This window comes from uncultured Nonlabens sp. (assembly GCF_947495285.1).
Classification (GTDB): domain Bacteria; phylum Bacteroidota; class Bacteroidia; order Flavobacteriales; family Flavobacteriaceae; genus Nonlabens.
This window is the reverse complement of the sequence record NZ_CANLXZ010000043.1, coordinates 1-18,725: the sequence shown is the minus strand read 5'-3', so window position 1 is coordinate 18,725 and position 18,725 is coordinate 1. Positions and strand designations below refer to the sequence as shown.

The 18,725-nt window shown below is 33.6% G+C and carries 16 protein-coding genes; 5 read left to right on the top strand and 11 right to left on the bottom strand.

Features of this window, described 5'->3' with window-relative positions:
* Window positions 1-558: 558 nt before the first annotated feature.
* The 3 genes from Q0838_RS13380 to Q0838_RS13370 form a co-directional block, all read right to left on the bottom strand.
* Window positions 559-3,123, bottom strand: coding sequence for a phosphoenolpyruvate carboxylase (locus Q0838_RS13380; RefSeq protein WP_298956149.1), 2,565 nt, complete (start codon window positions 3,121-3,123; stop codon window positions 559-561).
* Between the two features lie 27 nt (window positions 3,124-3,150).
* Window positions 3,151-3,399 (bottom strand): acyl carrier protein, encoded by a 249-nt coding sequence (locus Q0838_RS13375; protein WP_298956147.1) that lies wholly within the window; start codon window positions 3,397-3,399, stop codon window positions 3,151-3,153.
* Between the two features lie 137 nt (window positions 3,400-3,536).
* On the bottom strand, window positions 3,537-4,823 hold the full coding sequence (locus tag Q0838_RS13370) for a beta-ketoacyl synthase (RefSeq protein ID WP_298956144.1): 1,287 nt from the start codon (window positions 4,821-4,823) through the stop codon (window positions 3,537-3,539).
* A gap of 184 nt (window positions 4,824-5,007) precedes the next feature.
* On the opposite strand from Q0838_RS13370, the gene Q0838_RS13365 reads away from it, so the two are divergent.
* Together Q0838_RS13365 and Q0838_RS13360 are read left to right on the top strand one after the other, a co-directional pair.
* Entirely contained in the window at window positions 5,008-6,273 is a 1,266-nt protein-coding gene (locus Q0838_RS13365) for a POTRA domain-containing protein (RefSeq protein WP_298956142.1), read from the top strand.
* 11 nt (window positions 6,274-6,284) lie between these two features.
* A complete protein-coding gene (locus Q0838_RS13360; RefSeq protein WP_298956139.1) occupies window positions 6,285-7,196 on the top strand; it encodes a DUF547 domain-containing protein in 912 nt (303 codons plus the stop codon).
* Between the two features lie 132 nt (window positions 7,197-7,328).
* Here the strand turns inward: Q0838_RS13360 and Q0838_RS13355 are convergent, their stop codons facing one another.
* The 7 genes from Q0838_RS13355 to Q0838_RS13325 form a co-directional block, all read right to left on the bottom strand.
* Window positions 7,329-7,769, bottom strand: a complete 441-nt coding sequence (locus Q0838_RS13355) for an acyl carrier protein (protein ID WP_298956138.1) — start codon at window positions 7,767-7,769, stop codon at window positions 7,329-7,331.
* A gap of 68 nt (window positions 7,770-7,837) precedes the next feature.
* Window positions 7,838-8,620: an SDR family oxidoreductase gene (locus Q0838_RS13350; protein ID WP_298956135.1), complete on the bottom strand. Its 783-nt coding sequence runs from the start codon at window positions 8,618-8,620 to the stop codon at window positions 7,838-7,840.
* The gene (locus tag Q0838_RS13345; protein ID WP_298956132.1) at window positions 8,614-9,666 is read right to left on the bottom strand and encodes a 3-oxoacyl-[acyl-carrier-protein] synthase III C-terminal domain-containing protein; all 1,053 of its coding nucleotides are present in this window, start codon (window positions 9,664-9,666) and stop codon (window positions 8,614-8,616) included. Before Q0838_RS13345 ends, Q0838_RS13350 begins: the two co-directional genes overlap by 7 nt.
* Window positions 9,667-10,386 (bottom strand): methyltransferase domain-containing protein, encoded by a 720-nt coding sequence (locus Q0838_RS13340; RefSeq protein WP_298956129.1) that lies wholly within the window; start codon window positions 10,384-10,386, stop codon window positions 9,667-9,669.
* Window positions 10,370-11,479, bottom strand: coding sequence for an FAD-dependent monooxygenase (locus Q0838_RS13335; protein ID WP_298956128.1), 1,110 nt, complete (start codon window positions 11,477-11,479; stop codon window positions 10,370-10,372). The genes Q0838_RS13340 and Q0838_RS13335 overlap by 17 nt, the downstream gene beginning before the upstream one ends.
* Before the next feature lie 34 nt (window positions 11,480-11,513).
* Window positions 11,514-11,720 carry a hypothetical protein gene (locus tag Q0838_RS13330; RefSeq protein ID WP_298956123.1) on the bottom strand — a complete coding sequence of 69 codons (207 nt, stop codon included), beginning with the start codon at window positions 11,718-11,720 and terminating at the stop codon, window positions 11,514-11,516.
* A 71-nt stretch (window positions 11,721-11,791) separates the two neighbouring features.
* Window positions 11,792-13,792 (bottom strand): dehydrogenase E1 component subunit alpha/beta, encoded by a 2,001-nt coding sequence (locus tag Q0838_RS13325; protein WP_298956122.1) that lies wholly within the window; start codon window positions 13,790-13,792, stop codon window positions 11,792-11,794.
* A gap of 856 nt (window positions 13,793-14,648) precedes the next feature.
* Between Q0838_RS13325 and Q0838_RS13320 the strand changes: the two genes are divergently transcribed.
* The 3 genes from Q0838_RS13320 (at window position 14,649) to Q0838_RS13310 (ending at window position 17,990) form a co-directional block, all read left to right on the top strand.
* Window positions 14,649-15,599, top strand: a complete 951-nt coding sequence (locus tag Q0838_RS13320) for a 2-oxoglutarate and iron-dependent oxygenase domain-containing protein (RefSeq protein ID WP_298956119.1) — start codon at window positions 14,649-14,651, stop codon at window positions 15,597-15,599.
* A gap of 165 nt (window positions 15,600-15,764) precedes the next feature.
* Entirely contained in the window at window positions 15,765-16,442 is a 678-nt protein-coding gene (locus Q0838_RS13315) for an RluA family pseudouridine synthase (protein ID WP_298956115.1), read from the top strand.
* A 351-nt stretch (window positions 16,443-16,793) separates the two neighbouring features.
* Window positions 16,794-17,990, top strand: coding sequence for an NAD(P)-dependent oxidoreductase (locus Q0838_RS13310; protein WP_298956113.1), 1,197 nt, complete (start codon window positions 16,794-16,796; stop codon window positions 17,988-17,990).
* Between the two features lie 188 nt (window positions 17,991-18,178).
* On the opposite strand, the gene Q0838_RS13305 is transcribed toward Q0838_RS13310, so the two are convergent.
* Entirely contained in the window at window positions 18,179-18,622 is a 444-nt protein-coding gene (locus tag Q0838_RS13305; protein ID WP_298956152.1) for a DDE-type integrase/transposase/recombinase, read from the bottom strand.
* Window positions 18,623-18,725 lie beyond the last annotated feature (103 nt).

The window sequence follows — 18,725 nt, the reverse complement described above, 5'->3', positions numbered from 1 at the left end:
TTTGATATCTAAATATGCTGTTCTTCCCATACATAAATATACAAAAAATAAATGACATTATATAACTATATTGGTATAAGAGCTCTCGAGAAATCAAAACTGACAGTAACACAAGGTTTACATAACTAAAGGCTATTGTAAAAAAAACAAGATAAAAGCTGCTATTTTAAAAGAACGTATCCCAGTCTAGAAAGAATCTTCAGTTAAGACTGGGGACACGATCATTTAAATAATTAAAGCCAAAACAAAAAAATCGCAATACTATAGATCTACCACCGTACTTGTACAGCAAACTCCATAGAGATAGGCAAGCACATGTATATAATTAAGCAAGAAACAGCATAGCATACTCGTTAAAGATAATTCCACAAATCTTAAAAAATATACGCATGGTTTAAAAAAAACTAGCGGAATCTATAAATATCTACCAATGACTAAACATTTAACCTGACATCGCAACGATATCTATACTATAAATAGATAATCGACTAAGAAGATATAAATGAAGCCTATTTTCTTAATGTGCCTGGAACATAGTTTTTAAAAGCCATAAACAGTTTAAGCAGAATTACGACTGGCGTTTATATTCCCATAAAGAGATCTAGTCACCATTTGTTCATAAATCTCTAAACTACCAGATGCTTCATTATTCTGTATATCTTGGACCATTTTAAGCGCATATTGTTGTATGGTTAAAAGAGGTAAAACTATTTTCTCTCTAGCTTGTATACTGGCTCTTCCCGCTACTTCATTATCCATAAGTGCTTCCATACCAGAAATCTTTAACATATACCTTTTAGAACGCTCATACTCTGCGTAAATCAGTTTCCAGAATTCTCCATATATAGGATCATGCTCCATATAAGCAGTTAAACCAAAAAATGACTTTGTTAAACTCATCATGCTGTTATCTAGTAGATTACGGAAAAAATCATTATTATTATATAATCTTTGAGCAGCATCCCAATTACCAGCTTTGTCCATAGTTTCTAGTGCCGTACCTACTCCATAAAATCCAGGCACGTTCTGTTTTAATTGACTCCAGGAACCTACAAAAGGTATAGCTCTCAAATCCTTAAATCTCAATTCTTTACTACCTGACCTTTTACTAGGTCTACTACCTATATTTGTTTTTGCATAATATTTTAAGGTACTCATTTTTTCTAAATAAGACAAAAACTGAGGATGCGCTTTAAAATCGGTATATGTTTTATAACTAATTTCTGCTAGTTGATCCATCGTAGCTTGATCTGTTGAAGAGAAGTCATTTACATCACTTGCATAAACTGCATTACTGACACCACTACTTATCATTTGTTCTAGATTGTATTGGCAACTTTCTAGTGTACCAAATTTAGAACTGATAGTCTGTCCTTGTACAGTTAATTGTATTTGTTTTGCTTCGATTTTTGTTCCCATAGAAGCATAAAATTGATGTGTCTGTCCACCACCGCGCGCTGGTGGTCCACCTCTACCATCAAAGAATACTATAGCTACTCCATACATTCTAGAAACTCTGGTTAGCTCTTCTTTTGCTTTATAGATCGCCCAATTTGCCATTAAATACCCTCCATCTTTAGTTCCATCACTAAAACCTAGCATAATATGTTGTGTATCACCACGTCTTTTAATATGGGAACGGTACTTCTCATTTTCATAGAGAGACTTCATAACCTGTGGTGCGTTTACTAGATCAGGTACAGTTTCAAATAATGGTACTACATCTATATGAGGTTCTTTCATATCGCACAGTCGCAACATCGCATAAACCTCCATAATATGAGATGCCATTTGTGTATTAGAAATGATATATCGGTTACAACCCTTTTCACCATTACGTTCTTGTATATTTTTAATAGCATATATACTACTCAACGTGCGTTTTGTGTATTCATCCTTAAATTCATCAGGATCTAGGCAGCCCTCTACCTCTACTAGTACATTGATTTTTTCTTTTTCAGATAGGTCGTTATAGTTGGATGGTAGTTCTGCTTTCGCGAAAGCGAGAATCTCATCAAAAACCGCGTCATGTGCACTACTATCTTGTCTTATATCTAAGGTTGCAAAATGGAAACCAAAAAGCTCTATTTTATGAATAAAACTATCGATCTGATCTAAAAATAACGAGTTATGACGTTCTATTACAATGTCCTTAATATCCTTAAGTTGATCAATAAGATCTGTAGCAGTAAATTCTAAAACCTCGGTATCAAAAATAGCCCGATAGATCATTCCTTCTATAACAGTAAGCTGTTCTTCTACTCCTTTAAATGTAAGTCTTCTACGCAGCTTTCTTATATCACGGTAGTAATTTCTAAAAATAGTAGCGCGTAATCTCTTTGCTACATCTAGTGTGATATCTGTGGTTACAAATGGATTACCATCTCTATCACCTCCAGGCCAGAAACCTATTTCAACTATTTGATTTTTAAAATCTTGCGGATTATCAATATGTGTTTTTAGGTAATCATAAATATTACCCATAGCATGATAGAATACGTTTTCAAGATACCATATTAAACTTATCGCCTCGTCAAATGGTGTGGGCTTTTCTGTCTTAAAAAAAGGCGTCTTACCTAATTGAGAAAGTAATAATTTAACTTCTTGAATTTCATTTTTCTTAATAGCAACACCTAGATCGTTAATGATACCTAATACAGATCCTGGATAAAATTGGGTAGGATGTGCTGTTAACACAGGTCTTACCTTAAAATCTTTAAGATATGCTGCTAGTTCTTCTGTTTTATTTAATGCTACTGCCTCGTCTTTTACACTACGTAGAGAGCCACGACCATCTAGGTTATTTACTTTACCAAATGCAGCGTCTTCTATAGCGTCAAATAATACTACCTGACGCTCTATGTACTGTATAAATTTAAAAAGCATGGACTGACGCTCTTCTAAACTACTATCTCTTAAATACTTATCAAAGAAATATTGAATAATTTCTGTAGGGGTTTTTTCTTTTTCATACCCTTTTACACACAATTCATGAAAAAGAGGTAATAAACCTCCAGTATTAGAAATCTGATCAAAGGGTAAGGTCATGAAAATACCATTAAAAATCTGGTATTTAGACTCTACTTCGTTCTTAAATCTTTCTATTTTAGGTAATCTAGACATAGGTCTTATTTTTAATGAAAATATTAATTAAGCTGTTTTTGCTTTTATTATTTGTATAGCGTCCTTAACAGTTTGCATTTCTTCCATATCTTTTTCATTTAGAATAATATCAAATTCATCTTCTACATCTAGAGCTATGTCTACTAGATGTGCGCTATTGATACCCAGATCTTGCATTAAGTGACTGTCTAGTTGAATAGCGGTAGAATCTACATCTTGCGGTAGATACACTTTTACTATTTTAAAAAGCTGTTGTTCCATCTCTTTTTCTTGCATGTTTACATTTTCATTATATCTCTAAAAATACTATCAAAAATTGAATTAAAGAAGTCTATAAAGTTCATTTTTTAACTATAAATAACCAGAATACATAAGCAAATTCAGAACTGATCTACTTTATACGGTTCATGTAATTAAACAGTATATTTTTTAAGAATAACACAAGCATTTACATCTCCGAATCCAAAACTAGCTTTGGCTATTATTTTTAAATCTCTCTTTACCGATTTTAAAGGTATAGTGCTAGCATCTACCCTGACGCTTATATCTGGGTGCAAAGACTTAATATTACTGTTTCCATAAACTATGTTATTCTTTAATTGTAATACTGTACCCACCAGTTCTATACTGCCAGCTGCAGCAAGACAGTGACCTACGTATGATTTAAATGTATTAATAAGAGGAAAGTTTTCTCCTTTTCTATTTAAAGCAACAGACCAGTTTTTTATCTCAAAAGCATCTTTAGAGGTTGCAGTAAGGTGTCCGTTTATGGCATCTATTTCTTGTGGTTTAACTAGGGCATCTTTTAAGGCTAATTTTATACAGTCTTGAACCGCCTGTCCATTAGGAGCAGTCATAGAGCCGTCTGCACGATGGCCACCAGAGTTTAAAGCACCTCCTATGACCTCTCCATATATTTTTGTACCTCGTTTTAAAGCACTATCTAGAGATTCTAAAATAAACGCACCTGCACCAGATCCAGGTACAAAACCAGCGGCATCGCTAGATAATGGTCTACTTGCCTTTTCTGGAGCTTCATTATATTTAGTAGGTAAAATACGCATGGCATCAAAACCACCCCAGATGTAAGGTCCAGAATCACTAGTAGAACCGACTAGCATTTGTGTAGCCTTGCCAGTCGCAATACGCTCGTATCCCATTAAAAAAGCTTCGGTACCAGTGCAACATGCGCTAGAGTTACTAGTCACCATATTACCACAACCTAATTCTCCAGCAAGCCAGGCGCTTATACCGCTAGTCATGGTTTGTATAACACTGGTACTTCCTAACCTGCGCACTTTCTTTTCATCTATTAATAAAATGGCTTCTCTAAATTTATGGCCGCCACTTTGCCCAGTACCAAATATAATTCCCATATCGGACATAGACTCCTGAGGTCCTGCTATTTCTAGACCTGCGTCTTTAAAAGCCTCTTTACCTGCGATAACACCATAAACAAGACCAGTGGCTTTTAAACCTCTCAATTGCAATTTTGTAAAGTTTTCAGATAATATTTCTTCTGTAATTTGTGGCGTTCCAGATACCTGACACCCAAAGTTTAAATCGGCTAGTTGTGGATCAAATCGTATTCCAGAGGTTTGTTCTTGTAACGCTTTCGCGAAAGCGGAAACACCAATAGCATTAGGTGCTACAATTCCCATTCCTGTTATTACTACTCTATTTTTCTTATATGTATTCATAGTTTTACTAAATTACATCATCTATTAAATATCGATTAAGATTTTAACAACAGAAATGCAAATAATCTATAGGTAACAATTTTATCCCATTAGTTTTATACTTTTGTGATAATAATTATGACTTATTTGAACTTCATAACAACTTAACAAGGTAATTTTACCATATCAATCAATAATTACTAATATGTTTAAAAATGTTACATTTTTTCTTTTTATTTTAATTACCGGTGTTTTAAACGCTCAAGATATCATTGTAAAGAGTATTGAATTTAAAGGTTTAAAAAGAACTAAGGAATCTTTTCTTAAAAGATTAGTCAAAGTACAAGAAGGTAATGTTTACGACCCTTTTCAGGTAACCACAGATATAGAACGATTAAATAGATTACCTGGTGTCGCAAAAGCTACGTTCACATTAGATAAAAGCAATTCTCAAGAGTATATTCTTATTTATGAAATAATAGAAAACTTTACTATTATACCTGGTGTGCGTGCGTCTCAAGCAAATGACGAGAGTTTTGCTTTTAGATTATCACTATTTGAATTTAACCTATTTGGAGAAAATCAATTAATAGGTGGTTATTATGGACGTAACATTTTTGATTCTTATGGTGCCTTTTGGGAAGCACCCTATTTGTTTACTAATAAGTTAGGTATAGGTGTCAATTTTCAAAATAACGTTTTAAGAGAACCTATATTTTTTGATAATGATAATACTGTAAATTACAGATTTGATAATCAAAGCGCAGAGGTCTATGCTCTATATGAGTTAGATTTTCATAATAATTTTCAATTAGGGATGCGATATTCTGACCAGAAATATAGTTACCTAGATGGTATAATTACTAGCGAGGTACCGCAAGAACTAAGTGCAAAAAAATGGAGTATTTTAGGAGAGTACGAGAACAATCATCTAGAAATAGATTATCAGTATACATCTGGTTATAGAAATTTTACCAGCTTAGAATTAATCACTGGTGGAGAAGGATTATTAAATGATGAGCTTATCGCACAAACCGATTTTCAATACTTTAAAAAAATAGGAAAGAAAGGAAACTGGGCAAATAGATTAAAACTAGCTTATGCCTCTTTTAATGAATCAAGGTTTGCTCCTTTTGCACTAGATAATCAAGTAAATATAAGAGGTGCTGGTAATAGCGCCGGTCGTGGTACGGCAGAGATTACTCTCAATACAGAATACCGCCATACTCTTTATGAAAAAGACTGGTTTGTACTTCAAAGTAACACATTTATCGATGCTGGAACGTGGCGCAAACCCAATAGTGGTCTAGAAGATCTGGTAGATGGTAGTACGCTTAAAATTAATCCAGGTTTAGGAATACGATTTATCCATAAACGTATCTTTAATGCCGTGATACGTTTTGATTATGGTTTTGGTATAGGCGATAATGCTACTAATGGCTTTGTATTCGGAATAGGTCAATACTTTTAAAAATTTTAATTATGAAAAAATTACTTGCATTACTTACCGTTATTCTACTGATAACATCGTGTATTTCTCAAAAAGAAATGACCGCAAAAGATCCTAAGCCTGAGGAGATAGCCGCGCCAGTTTCTAACGAGATAGCTGTTGCACCACCTGCAATGGTAAAAGCTGTTAAAGAAACACCGTCCAGTGTTGTAGAAGTACCTAAAAAAAGTATGGATAATCTAGAGAAATCTGTAAATGAAATAGCTGTTCTAGAATCTGTTGCAACTGTAGAAACTATTAAAACAATAGATCACAGTAATTTTGATAAACTGCTTAAAAAATATGTGACCAGTGATGGTCATGTAGATTATAAAGGTTTAAATAAGGAACGTAAAAAATTAAGAACTTATTTAACTCTTATTAAAAACAATTACCCAGAAGATTCATGGACTAAAAATGAGCTATTAGCTTATTATATGAATGCTTACAATGCTATGACTATAGATTTGATCTTGAGAAATTACCCTACAGAAAGTATCAAGGATATTAAAAACCCATGGGAACAACGTTACTGGCAAATAGGTGATAAATGGATAAATCTAGAAGAGATAGAACATCAAATATTAAGAAAAATGGATGATCCTCGTATTCATTTCGGTATTAATTGTGCATCGTTTTCTTGTCCACCATTGATGAATGAGGCTTTTACAGCAGACAAGGTTGATAGCCAACTAGAAAAACTAGCTATACAGTTTGTAAATGATTCTAAACGTAATTCTATAACCGCAGACCGTGTTGAGATATCAAATATCTTTAAATGGTTTAAAAAAGATTTTACCCAAGAAGGTGATATCGTAGATTTTCTTAATAAATACAGTAAAGTAAAAATTAATGCAAACGCTCGTGTGCGTTACATGGATTATAACTGGAATTTGAATAAGTAAATTTTAGAATTAGTTTTTTGAGATGTGGTGTAAAGAATTAAGATTTATGATATGCTAATAGTTACATCAACTTCTAGAGAAAGATATGTAGCGATGACGCTTTTTAGTGAAATAATTGACAAAGTTTAAAGATTAATCACTCAACATCATACCACTCATCCATCCTTCGGCGATTTTGTTTTCGTTTTCGTCCATCATTTGAACGACTACTTTCAGTTTTCCAAATCGAAAGTAGTCTTTTTTTGCACTTACAATAACCGTAGTTTCTGGTAAAACCGTGTTTAAGAAGTTGATATGATTCTCTGTGAAGAAAAACTGAGGTTTATTATCCTTATCACGCATCAAATAACTACCTAAACAGGCTAACCCTATTTGAGCCATACATTCTATAAGTATCACACCTGGGGTTACTGGTTGGTCTTTAAAATGATGTTTGTAGAAGTACTCGCTACCGCGAAAACGGTAAATACCGATCACACTATCCTCATCTAATTCAAGCAATTGATCTACAAATTTGAATCCATCACCATAAGGCAAGTTAGCTACTATTTTTTCTAAAGGGTTGAGAAGCATTTTTTTTTATGTTGAATACCATTCTAGTGTTTTAACTATCTGGTTGTAAATTTTATAATCTATTAAAATCACTGTAAACTCTCACCGCCATCCACTTTAATAATTGTACCTGTCATCCAGCTCGCCTCTTCTCTACTCATTAAATACACCACATTTGCAACACGCTCTGGAGTAGTTAATTCATGATGTGGATTTCTCGATAAGCTTTGTTTCTTAAGTTCTTCATACATAGGTATCATACTTAGACTCAACGTATCTGTAACACCAGCTTGTATGCAGTTAGATGAGATCTTAAATGGAGCAAATTCTATAGCTATACTCCTATTTATAGCTTCTAGGGTTGCCTTTGCCGCACTTACAGCTGCATAGGATTTCATAGGTCTTGTGCTGCCTTCACTAGTAAAACTTAAAATTTTTGCAGGTTGTGCAAATAATTGTGCATCAAATAAGGCTTTGGTCCAGCTGTAGAGACTTATTCCCATAGAATGTATGGTTTGTTGAAAATCGCTAGTAGTTAAAGTTTGCTCACCAGTAAGAGGTTTTAAATTACCCTTAGAGATACTATGTAACAAGACACTAATTTTTTGTCCTTTGAGAAATTCAATAATTTTAACTTTATTCTCTTCTAATTTATCTTCTCTTGTAGCATCACTATTTACTGTAAGTAGCATGATGTTGTAAGATCTTAGTTTTTCAAATTTTGCTTCAATTTCTACTGTCTGCATTCTTGAGGCACGATAAAATATGATGAGATTCATTCCATGTTGGGCTAGTTTTAAAGCGCTGGCATATCCTAATCCACTACTACCTCCCAGTATTAAACCGTATTTGTTTTCAAGATCTTTTACCATTCTAAAAGGATTCTTTGTGCCGTAAACCCAGGACCGAAGCTCAACATTAATCCCTTAGAGTCTTTTTTTATATCACGACTCATAAATCGCTCTAAAACAAATAGTACCGTTGCACTACTCATGTTTCCATAAAGACGTAAAACCTCTTTTGTGTCATTGATGTTTTTTCCTAAATCATAGAACAGTTCTTCAACGGTTTGTACTATTTTTTTACCTCCAGGATGAAAAATTAAATGATCAATATCCTTAATTTCTAAACCGTTTTTTTCTAGAAACGGATGTATAATCTTAGGAAAATGGCTGGCAATAGTATCTGGTACAGATTTATCTAGCACCATTTGTAAACCACTATTTACTAGGTCAAAACCCATCATATGTGTAGCATCTGGAAAATGATACATTTCATGTCCTTTAATTACTGGTCCACTATCCTCATCGCAAGAAGAAAGTAATACACAAGCACAACCATCGCCAAAAATAGCCGCACTCACCATATTTGCCATAGAATAATCTCCTAATTGAAAAGTAGCTGTAGGCGCCTCTATAGCAATGACCGCAGCCTTTTTACTAGGATTTGCTTTTAAAAAATTCTCTGCATAGATTAAACCAGATATACCTGCTACACAACCCATTTCTGTAACTGGTAAACGTACTATATCCTGTCGCATGCCCATGGAGTTAATGAGATAGGCATCTATAGAAGGTATCATAATACCAGTACAACTTACTGTAATGATATAATCTAGATCTTGAGCTTTCCACGACGCGTTATCTAGCGCTTTTTCTACCGCTTTTTGTGCCAGAGGTACGACTTCTCTTTTATAAATATCATTACGATCTTGAAAAGAAGTTCTTGTAAACACCTCTATAGGGTCCATTATAGAATAACGTTTATCCACTCCAGCACCTTCAAATATCTTGATAGTTTTACGTCTTAATCGCTCTTCCTGACCAGATAGCCATTCTTCGACAAATGGTAATATATCCTTAGTTTCTTTATAATACTGAGGTGTTACCGTTGCTACACTCTTTATTTTTACACTCATCTACACTGGAATAATCCATATAAAACGGAACGACCACTTCCATGTCCATCGGTCATTATTAGTACCTATCGCGGTAGCATATTTTTTAAAATCTCTCGCTTTAAAACCAGAGGCTATACTTATAAGGCCGTCATGTTTTGAGATCTCATGTTTTATAAAAATAGGACTTAAATATTTAAAAAACAGAAAAGCAAGCCTATGTCTATGCAAGTCATTTATGATTATAGTTTTACTTGTAATCTCTTTAAATTTAGTCAAAAATGTAACGATCTCACTATCATTGAAATGATGCATCGTTAAGGAGCTTATTAATATATCACACTTTAAATCGGCTGGATGAATTTTTAGAATATCGCTTTCGCGAAAGCGTAATCTTGATAAACCTTTACTCTTTAATCTAGCCTTTTCAATAGAACGAGCTGCAAAATCGAGACCTAGAAAAGAAACATTTTCTTGTTTTAAATTCTTTTCTAGAAAGCGTAGCATCTCTCCATCACCACAGCCTGCGTCTACAATAGTTAGTGCTTTATTAGGGTGTTTTTGCAACTCTTTTTTTACTGCTTTTAAAGTAAAATGGAACCCATGGAGTAAACGGTTTACAGTATTTATATCATCTACCGCATGCTGTAATGTGACCTGATCTAGATTAGGGTCGTCCATCCATTCTGGGTCTGTATTGCGATGGTTAGATCTGTATTTTATGTTAGATAGGTTTCCCATGTGTTTTTTTAATAATTATAGGCAGTAAAAAAGGCAATTTACTAAGAAACCATAGCCCTAGCGATGTATACGTTTTATTTAAAAGAATACCTTGCAATAGTCGCCCTATCCATAATCGATTACGGAATGTTTTATTCCATTTTTGAGAATAATTAGATAATGCTTGATCTCTCGATATATGATTGAGAAGAAATGGTTCTAGACTTTTAAACGCTATTTGTGCACTATGTATAGCCATGGCCATTCCATTACCACAAAGCGGATGTATTAAACCAGCCGTATCTCCTAACATAAGTACATGACGCTCTACGGCTAGTTTTTTTTGAAAAGATATTTGGGATATGGTGATGGGTTGTTCCCAAACAGGAGTCGCATTATTTAAAAATGAGGCCAAATGTTTATTCTTTGATAACACTGCAGTATTAAAATTTGCTATATTTTTATGGCCTTTAAAAGACTCATAACTTGCTAGATAGCAAAGATTCACATGACCGTTTTCCACCTTTGAAATACCTGCATAACCACCTTTAAAGTTATGTAGTTCTACGAGATTATCGGGCATATTATACTGGTAGTGCATTTTTACAGCTAACCATGGTGATTTATCTTGAATAAAATTACGTTCTAATTTTTTATCTAAAATAGACCGTTTACCAGTAGCCATAATAAACTGTTTACAAGTAAATTTATCTCTTGAAGTGGTAATGGTAAATGTTTTATCATTAAAATTACTACTCAGCACTTTATCCTCTATAAAGGTAGCTTTAATACTGGCTTTTTTAAAAAGTAAGTGATCTAGGTGGTATCGAGAAATACCTTTACCACCTTGTGGTAGGTCACATTTAATTTGTTTAGAACCTGTAGTAGTAAAGTTTAATTGCTCTAGGTTTACAGATGTTTCTTGATCTAGATCTATATCCAGAGTACGTAAGAAATCCATGACCTCGTTACTCAAATATTCACCACACATCTTATGCCTAGGATAAGTATCAGGATCTATGCATAGAACATGATAATCTTTTGAAAACAAGATTGCCGCTGTCAGACCTGAGAGACCGCCACCGGCAATTATAATATCGTATTCTTTATTCACTTTTCAAAGGTAACGGCTAGAAGTAAATCAAATGTTAATTTGAATCATTATCTCTGTATCTTATTTTCTGTACTAACTTTAAGATTAAATAAATAACAAGTAAAGAAGAGAATAAAGAAAATAAACTAACCGCTGTAGGCATTAAACTACCACCTTCTGGGTTGGGACCAAAAAACACTAAAAAGGCAAAAATGATGGTTAGCGACCATAGTACATAACGGAAATTATCCGCCTCGTCCATGAATTTCATATTATTTTATTCATCAATTAAATGTAAGTTACTTAGAAATGATATTTTTATCTTTATTAAAATTAATATTTTATCAATTTCATCAATTTTTCTTTTAATTTATTCTTAGGCAAGTAATTATCCTCCAGTCCTTTTTCAAATGGTATAGGTGTATCTATGCTCCCTAATCTCATAACTGGAGCGTCTAAAAATTCAAAACATTCTTCACTTATAAAGGCAGCAATATCACTAGCGACGCTACCTGTTAGGTTATCTTCTGTAAGAACGAGCACTTTACCAGTCTTCTTTACTGATGTTATAATGCTTTCTTTATCAAGTGGTATCAATGTTCTAAGATCTATAAGGTCTATATCTAGTTTTTCTTCTTCAATTAAATGCTTTGCCCAATGTACTCCTGCACCAAATGTTATGATAGTAACTTGTTCTCCACTACATATGGTTAACGCTTTACCTAACTCTATATTATAATATCCATCTGGCACATTATCATAAACCGATCTATAAAGTGCTTTATGCTCAAAGAACAACACTGGATTAGGGTCTTCTATAGAGGCTATTAATAATCCCTTAGCATCTACTGGCGTGGACGGATATACTATTTTAAGACCTGGTACGGTGTAGAACCACGCCTCATTAGATTGAGAGTGAAATGGCCCTGCGCCTACACCTGCTCCACATGGCATTCTTACTACTATGTCTGCTTGTTGATTCCAGCGGTAGTATGATTTTGCCAGGTAGTTTACTATAGGATTAAAACCACTACTTACAAAATCTGCAAACTGCATTTCTACCACAGCCTTCATTCCAGCAATGCTTAAACCCATGCCAGTTTCAATGATGGCACTCTCACAAATAGGTGTGTTTCTTACTCGCTCACGACCATATTTTGCTACAAAACCATCTGTTATTTTAAAGACACCACCATATTCTGCAACATCTTGTCCCATGATGACTAAGTTGTCATACTTTGCCATTGAAGCATCAAGACCATCTTTTATAGCGTCTACTAATCGTAAATTTTGAGTAGAATTATCAGGTGCTACAGATTCAAAATGGTGGGATTTAAAGACGTCTGACAGTTCTTGATCTGGTGTTGTTTTAGGTAACGCTTTCGCGGAAGCGGTATCTAAGCCGTCATTTATATTTTTTTTAATCTCTTCACTCCATTTTAATACATTATCGCTAGTAATGAATTTATGTTCTAACAAATATTGTTCAAAACGAGTTAAAGGATCACGTTGCTCCCAATATTCTAATAATTTATCAGGAACATATTTAGTACCACTAGCCTCTTCATGCCCGCGTCTTCTAAAGGTTTTAAACTCTATCAATACAGGGCGGGAATTCTCGCGCATATCCTTAAGAATGGCAGCTGTTTTTGTGTAGACCTCTATAATATTATTACCATCTATTATATGTGATTCCATACCATAACCTAATGCTCGGTCTGCTAGGTTTTCACAATTGTACTGTTCACTAGTAGGTGTACTAAGGCCGTAGCCGTTATTTTCTATACAAAAAAGCACTGGTAGATTCCATACACTCGCTACATTAAGTGCTTCATGAAAATCACCCTCGCTCGTGCCGCCTTCTCCAGTAAAAACGGCTGTTGCTCTACCTGTATTATTTAGTTTTTGAGCTAGTGCAATACCATCTGCAACACCTAGTTGTGGACCTAGATGTGAAATCATACCGACTATATTATACTCTTGTGTACCAAAATGAAAACTACGGTCTCGACCTTTTGTAAATCCATCTGCCTTACCTTGCCACTGCGCAAAAAGTTTCCATAATGGAATCTCTCTTGTAGTAAAAACTCCCAGATTTCTATGCATAGGTAAGATATACTCTTCTTTGTGCAAAGCTGCTGTGACGCCTATAGAAATAGCTTCCTGACCTATGCCAGAAAACCATTTTGAAATGCGACCCTGACGTAATAGAATCAACATCTTCTCCTCTATTAATCGAGGTAACAACATTTTTTTATATAAACCTATAAGTACCTCTTTATCTAGGGTATTCTTATAAAGCAGATCTAAACTTGTGTGATTGTTCTCTATCATTATTGTGGACTGTAAATCAAATGTAAGATAATCTATCGTCTTACTTTAGGCTTATAATTAGTTACAAGCCATCACTTACTAACTTTATATTAACAACTGCTGTTTTAATAAACTACCTATCTTATTTTAAAATCTGTTTTATGCTGTAACATGAAAACGCTATGGATAGAAGAGAATGTAAACTCTCTTTCTTAAAAAAAATACCTGAAATTTAAATACCTAGCTCTATGTATAGCTACAAAAACCGACTTTATTAAAAAGTTTTATCAAGATTTAAGAATTAATACTCAACTAGAAGGTACTTAAATAGATATAGATCACTACCACTCTATTTTGTTCCTATTGCTGCAATAACTAGATCTAGCTAGTGTTAAAGAAATTAACAATTACGTTAGGTAGAACCGTTATTTTAGGTATTTCTACGCTATCGTTAGATTAATTACTGAAATCAATTCATACTACTCATAATAATTAGGACGACCTAGCGGTAAATCACAAGTTAGTTTTCCATCGGGAAATCATATCATCTAAGTTTAAAAAGTTTTACACCTAGAATACCGACCTGAATCACTCGAGTAAACTATTGCTATATATACGATAGTTACAAGTATTATTTATGAGAATTTATACTAATAATTACAGGTTCAATGATGTCGTAGCAGGTGTCCACTAGGAATTTTATCAACAAAAATTACATACTTGCTGCATACTTTCATAAAGAGTATTATCTTTAAAAATAAAAGTAAATTAAATGAATCTCTGGTGCAACTTAAAATGGCACCTATGTATACTGGTAATGAGTTATTACTGGATACGTTATTGATATTTTAGAAAATAATAAATACTTATTAGTACCATGATTAATATTCCTAGCGTAGATCTAGCAGATTTTCTGAGTGAAGATCCTAAGAAAAAAGAAAAATTTATTAAAGAGATAGGAAATGCCTATGAAGAAATAGGTTTTGTCGCACTTAAGAACCATTTTTTATCTGACGAGCTAGTTGAGCAACTTTACAGAGAGGTGGAGAATTTTTTTCAACTTCCTAAAAGTACTAAATTAGGTTATGAACGTGAAGAATTAGGTGGCCAGCGTGGTTATGTATCTTTCGGTAAAGAACATGCCAAAGGTAAAAAAGAAGGAGATTTAAAAGAATTCTGGCATTTTGGACAAGAGGTTGTTCCAGGTGCAGATATAGAAGAAAATTATCCTGATAATGTAATCGTAGAAGAACTTCCTAATTTTAATAAAACAGGAATGGATGCTTATAGAATGCTAGAAAAGACTGGTATCTATGTTTTAAGAGCACTTTCTCTACATATAGGCCTAGATGAAAAATACTTCGACCACTGGGCAAGTAATGGAAATTCTATTCTTAGACCTATTCATTATCCACCTATTACCAGCGAGCCAGAAAATGCAGTAAGAGCTGGTGCTCATGGAGATATCAATCTTATTACCTTATTAATGGGTGCTAGTGCGCCAGGTTTACAAGTACAGAGTCGTGATGGTGAGTGGATCGATGCGATTGCAAAAGAAGATGAGCTAGTTATTAATGTAGGAGACATGTTGCAACGTCATACTAATAATAAATTGCGCTCTACTATTCACCGTGTTGTGAATCCGCCGCGTGATTTATGGCACACGAGCCGCTACTCTATTCCATTTTTCTTGCACCCACGTAGCGATATGAAACTGGACTGTCTAGAGGAGTGTGTAAGTGAGGATAATCCTAAACAATATGACGACATTACTGCAGGAGATTTCTTGCACCAGCGTCTTGTAGAGATAGGTTTGATTAAGAAATAAATCCTTTTAATTATAAAATAGAAGTCCATTAGAAGTATTTTTTAATGGACTTTTTTGTGTGCTGTTCTCGCTTTCGCGAAAGCGGAATGATAAAAAGAAATGATATTAATTGTTGTAGTGAGATAGTACTGTCACTATATTGAATTTTGAAAATAAAATGACCGCATGGCTCTTTTAGAAATCGTACATGAAAACAACGACTTTATAGTTGTAAATAAGGCTGCAGGGCTAATAACCGAAAAAAGTCCTTTTGAATCTCTTACTGTAGAAAATCAAGTACATGATTATATAGTTAAGAAAAAGAAGAAACCATATGTGGGTGTCGTTCATAGATTAGACCGTGTGACTAGTGGAGTACTTGTTTTTGCTAAGAAAAAGAGTGTGCTAGTAGCTTTTAATGAGCTTTTTAGTAGTCGTAGAGTTCAAAAAACATATCTAGCTATAGTTAGTAACAAACCACCTAAAACTAAACAAAACTTACAAAATTTCTTAGTAAAGAATAGGCAAGAAAAAAGAGCAGATATAGTGCCTACTAAAACTAAAAACGCTCAAGACGCAACGCTATCATATCAAATTCTAGGGCAGAATAAATATGGATATCTATTAGAAATAAAACCTAAAACAGGAAGATTTCACCAGATTAGAGCACAGTTATCGCATATAGGTTGTCCAATTATAGGAGATGAGAAATATGGTTCTGATAAGAAATACTTAAACTTATCAGTGTGTTTACACGCCTGGAAATTAACCTATCCAGACTTAAATACTAAAGAGAATAAAACAGTAGAAGCCTATACACCTAAAAATGACTTTTGGGATTTTAAACAATCAAATAAACTTTGAGACTCTTTTATAAATAGTGTACACAGCTATTTTTCATACACAACGTGGTATAGAGCTGTGTGAACTCTAGTATATTGCAATATTAAATACTAATTATGTACTTAAACTTACTCTCTTGCGAGGATCAACTACCTAATAATAAAGAGGTATATCTAGATGTATGGTAGAAATTTCTTCAAGTATTAGTGAATCTGTTGCAAGTAAGCTTACTGAAATACTTTTAGAAGGTAATGCTGTAGATATTATGTTTAGTGATAAAAATTAAGGACTGGCATTGCGAGTGTTGCGCAAACTAAGTATTGATAGTGAAATAATAGAATAATACCACATTCTTATAATTACTTTTGTTTTATGAAAAAATCAGTTGCTATTATAGGTAGTGGTCCATCAGCTTTTTTGCTGGCTGCTTTTCTAGATCAGGAAAAGTTTTCTATTACTATTTACGAGAAAAACAAGACCTCTGGACGCAAATTTCTAGTCGCTGGAAAAGGTGGTTTTAATTTAACACATTCAGAATCTATAGAAAATTTGGTAAATAAATATACACCCAAAGATTTTCTATCTGCTGCCCTACTTAATTTTACAAATCAAGATTTTAGAAACTGGCTCCAGCAAATAGGTATTCCTACTTTTGTGGGTAGTAGTAAAAGAGTATATCCAGTAAAAGGCATTAAACCTATAAAAGTTCTTAATTCCATAATGAATCATCTAAAACAGAAAGGTGTCGAGTTTAAACACGAGCACATTTTCAGTGGTTGGGATGTAAATAATAATCCCATCATTAATAATCATAAAATAGAATATGATTATACGGTTTTTGCACTAGGTGGTGCCAGCTGGAGTGTAACAGGCTCTAATGGTGACTGGCTGATTACTTTTAATAATAAATCGATTAAAACGAAATCTTTTCAAGCATCTAACTGTGGTTATCACATTAAGTGGAAATCTAAATTTATAGAATTAAATGAAGGGGAACCTTTAAAAAATATAGCTATATGCTGTAACGACGTAGTCCAGAAAGGAGAAGCTGTTATTACTAAATTTGGTCTAGAAGGTAATGCTATTTACGGTCTTAGCCCTCAAATAAGACAGCAATTGATTACTAATTCTACAGCTACCATATTTATAGATTTTAAACCATCACTATCCATAGAAAAAGTGATATCAAAAATTAAGTTGTCTAGTCATAAAACGATAAAAGATATATTAAAGAAAGAACTCAAATTAAGTATTTCACAAATAGATCTATTAAAATATTATTTAAAAAAGGACTCTTATTTAAACACAAATACACTTGCTAATTACATTAAAAGATTTCCACTTAACGTTGTTGCTACCGCGTCTATAGAAGAGTCCATATCTACAGTAGGCGGTATTGATAAAAAATCACTAACAGCAAATTATGAACTTAAAAATCTACCTAATCAGTATTGTATAGGCGAGATGATAGATTGGGACGCACCAACAGGCGGTTATCTACTGCAGGCTTGTACTAGTACAGGAGTATTTCTAGCAAAACATCTTAATCAAATAAATGAGGTTCACTAACAAGTTTATACCGTATTGTTTATTTTATCATTGAAAACCTAAAAGATGATAGATTAAAGTGCCTAAGCTTGTTGATTTAACTGAGTCAAATAAATAAGAAACCCATTGGTAATAATAATATTCGGTAGCTTATGGTGCACAATCTCATTGGAGCTATCTTCAATGAGATTTTTTTGATTTGTACTGTTTCATTTTAATTTTACTTTGCTGGTGCATTGTTGTGGTGTTAACATATAGTTAGATAAATGTGGTCTTATATCGTTATAAATATAAATTGCTTCTTCTACGAGTTTTACCTTTTTTGCGACATCAAACTCTTGTTTGAGTATTCCATTTACTCGTTCTGCAACTGCATTTTCATATGGATCGTACTTTTCAGTCATACTAGGTTTAATAGCATGTTGTTCAAGTAAGTTCTGATATTCATTTGAGCAATATTGTAGTCCTCTATCAGAATGATGGACAAGTGGTTGGTTTTTATATTCTCTATTATTCAAAGCCATTTCAAGAGCTTGTAAGGTTCCATTAACAGCAAGGCTTGTTGAGACATTGTATCCTACAATCTTTTTAGAATAAGCATCAGTTATTAATGCTAGGTAGGATGGGTTTTTCCTAGTTCCTAGATAGGTGATATCACTAATACCATTTTTTATTTTGTAAAGTCGTTATTTATAGTTATATTTATGGATGGCAAAACCGAAAGAATTTTTGATAACTGAGAGCTTTGAAGAGCTC

Excerpts from the sequence above, each read along its gene's own strand:
- Q0838_RS13380 (WP_298956149.1), bottom strand. The coding sequence starts at position 3,123 with ATGTCTAGATTACCTAAAATAGAAAGATTTAAGAACGAAGTAGAGTCT.
- Q0838_RS13375 (WP_298956147.1), bottom strand. The coding sequence starts at position 3,399 with ATGCAAGAAAAAGAGATGGAACAACAGCTTTTTAAAATAGTAAAAGTG.
- Q0838_RS13370 (WP_298956144.1), bottom strand. The coding sequence starts at position 4,823 with ATGAATACATATAAGAAAAATAGAGTAGTAATAACAGGAATGGGAATT.
- Q0838_RS13365 (WP_298956142.1), top strand. The coding sequence starts at position 5,008 with ATGTTTAAAAATGTTACATTTTTTCTTTTTATTTTAATTACCGGTGTT.
- Q0838_RS13360 (WP_298956139.1), top strand. The coding sequence starts at position 6,285 with ATGAAAAAATTACTTGCATTACTTACCGTTATTCTACTGATAACATCG.
- Q0838_RS13355 (WP_298956138.1), bottom strand. The coding sequence starts at position 7,769 with ATGCTTCTCAACCCTTTAGAAAAAATAGTAGCTAACTTGCCTTATGGT.
- Q0838_RS13350 (WP_298956135.1), bottom strand. The coding sequence starts at position 8,620 with ATGGTAAAAGATCTTGAAAACAAATACGGTTTAATACTGGGAGGTAGT.
- Q0838_RS13345 (WP_298956132.1), bottom strand. The coding sequence starts at position 9,666 with ATGAGTGTAAAAATAAAGAGTGTAGCAACGGTAACACCTCAGTATTAT.
- Q0838_RS13340 (WP_298956129.1), bottom strand. The coding sequence starts at position 10,386 with ATGGGAAACCTATCTAACATAAAATACAGATCTAACCATCGCAATACA.
- Q0838_RS13330 (WP_298956123.1), bottom strand. The coding sequence starts at position 11,720 with ATGGACGAGGCGGATAATTTCCGTTATGTACTATGGTCGCTAACCATC.
- Q0838_RS13325 (WP_298956122.1), bottom strand. The coding sequence starts at position 13,792 with ATGATAGAGAACAATCACACAAGTTTAGATCTGCTTTATAAGAATACC.
- Q0838_RS13320 (WP_298956119.1), top strand. The coding sequence starts at position 14,649 with ATGATTAATATTCCTAGCGTAGATCTAGCAGATTTTCTGAGTGAAGAT.
- Q0838_RS13315 (WP_298956115.1), top strand. The coding sequence starts at position 15,765 with ATGGCTCTTTTAGAAATCGTACATGAAAACAACGACTTTATAGTTGTA.
- Q0838_RS13310 (WP_298956113.1), top strand. The coding sequence starts at position 16,794 with ATGAAAAAATCAGTTGCTATTATAGGTAGTGGTCCATCAGCTTTTTTG.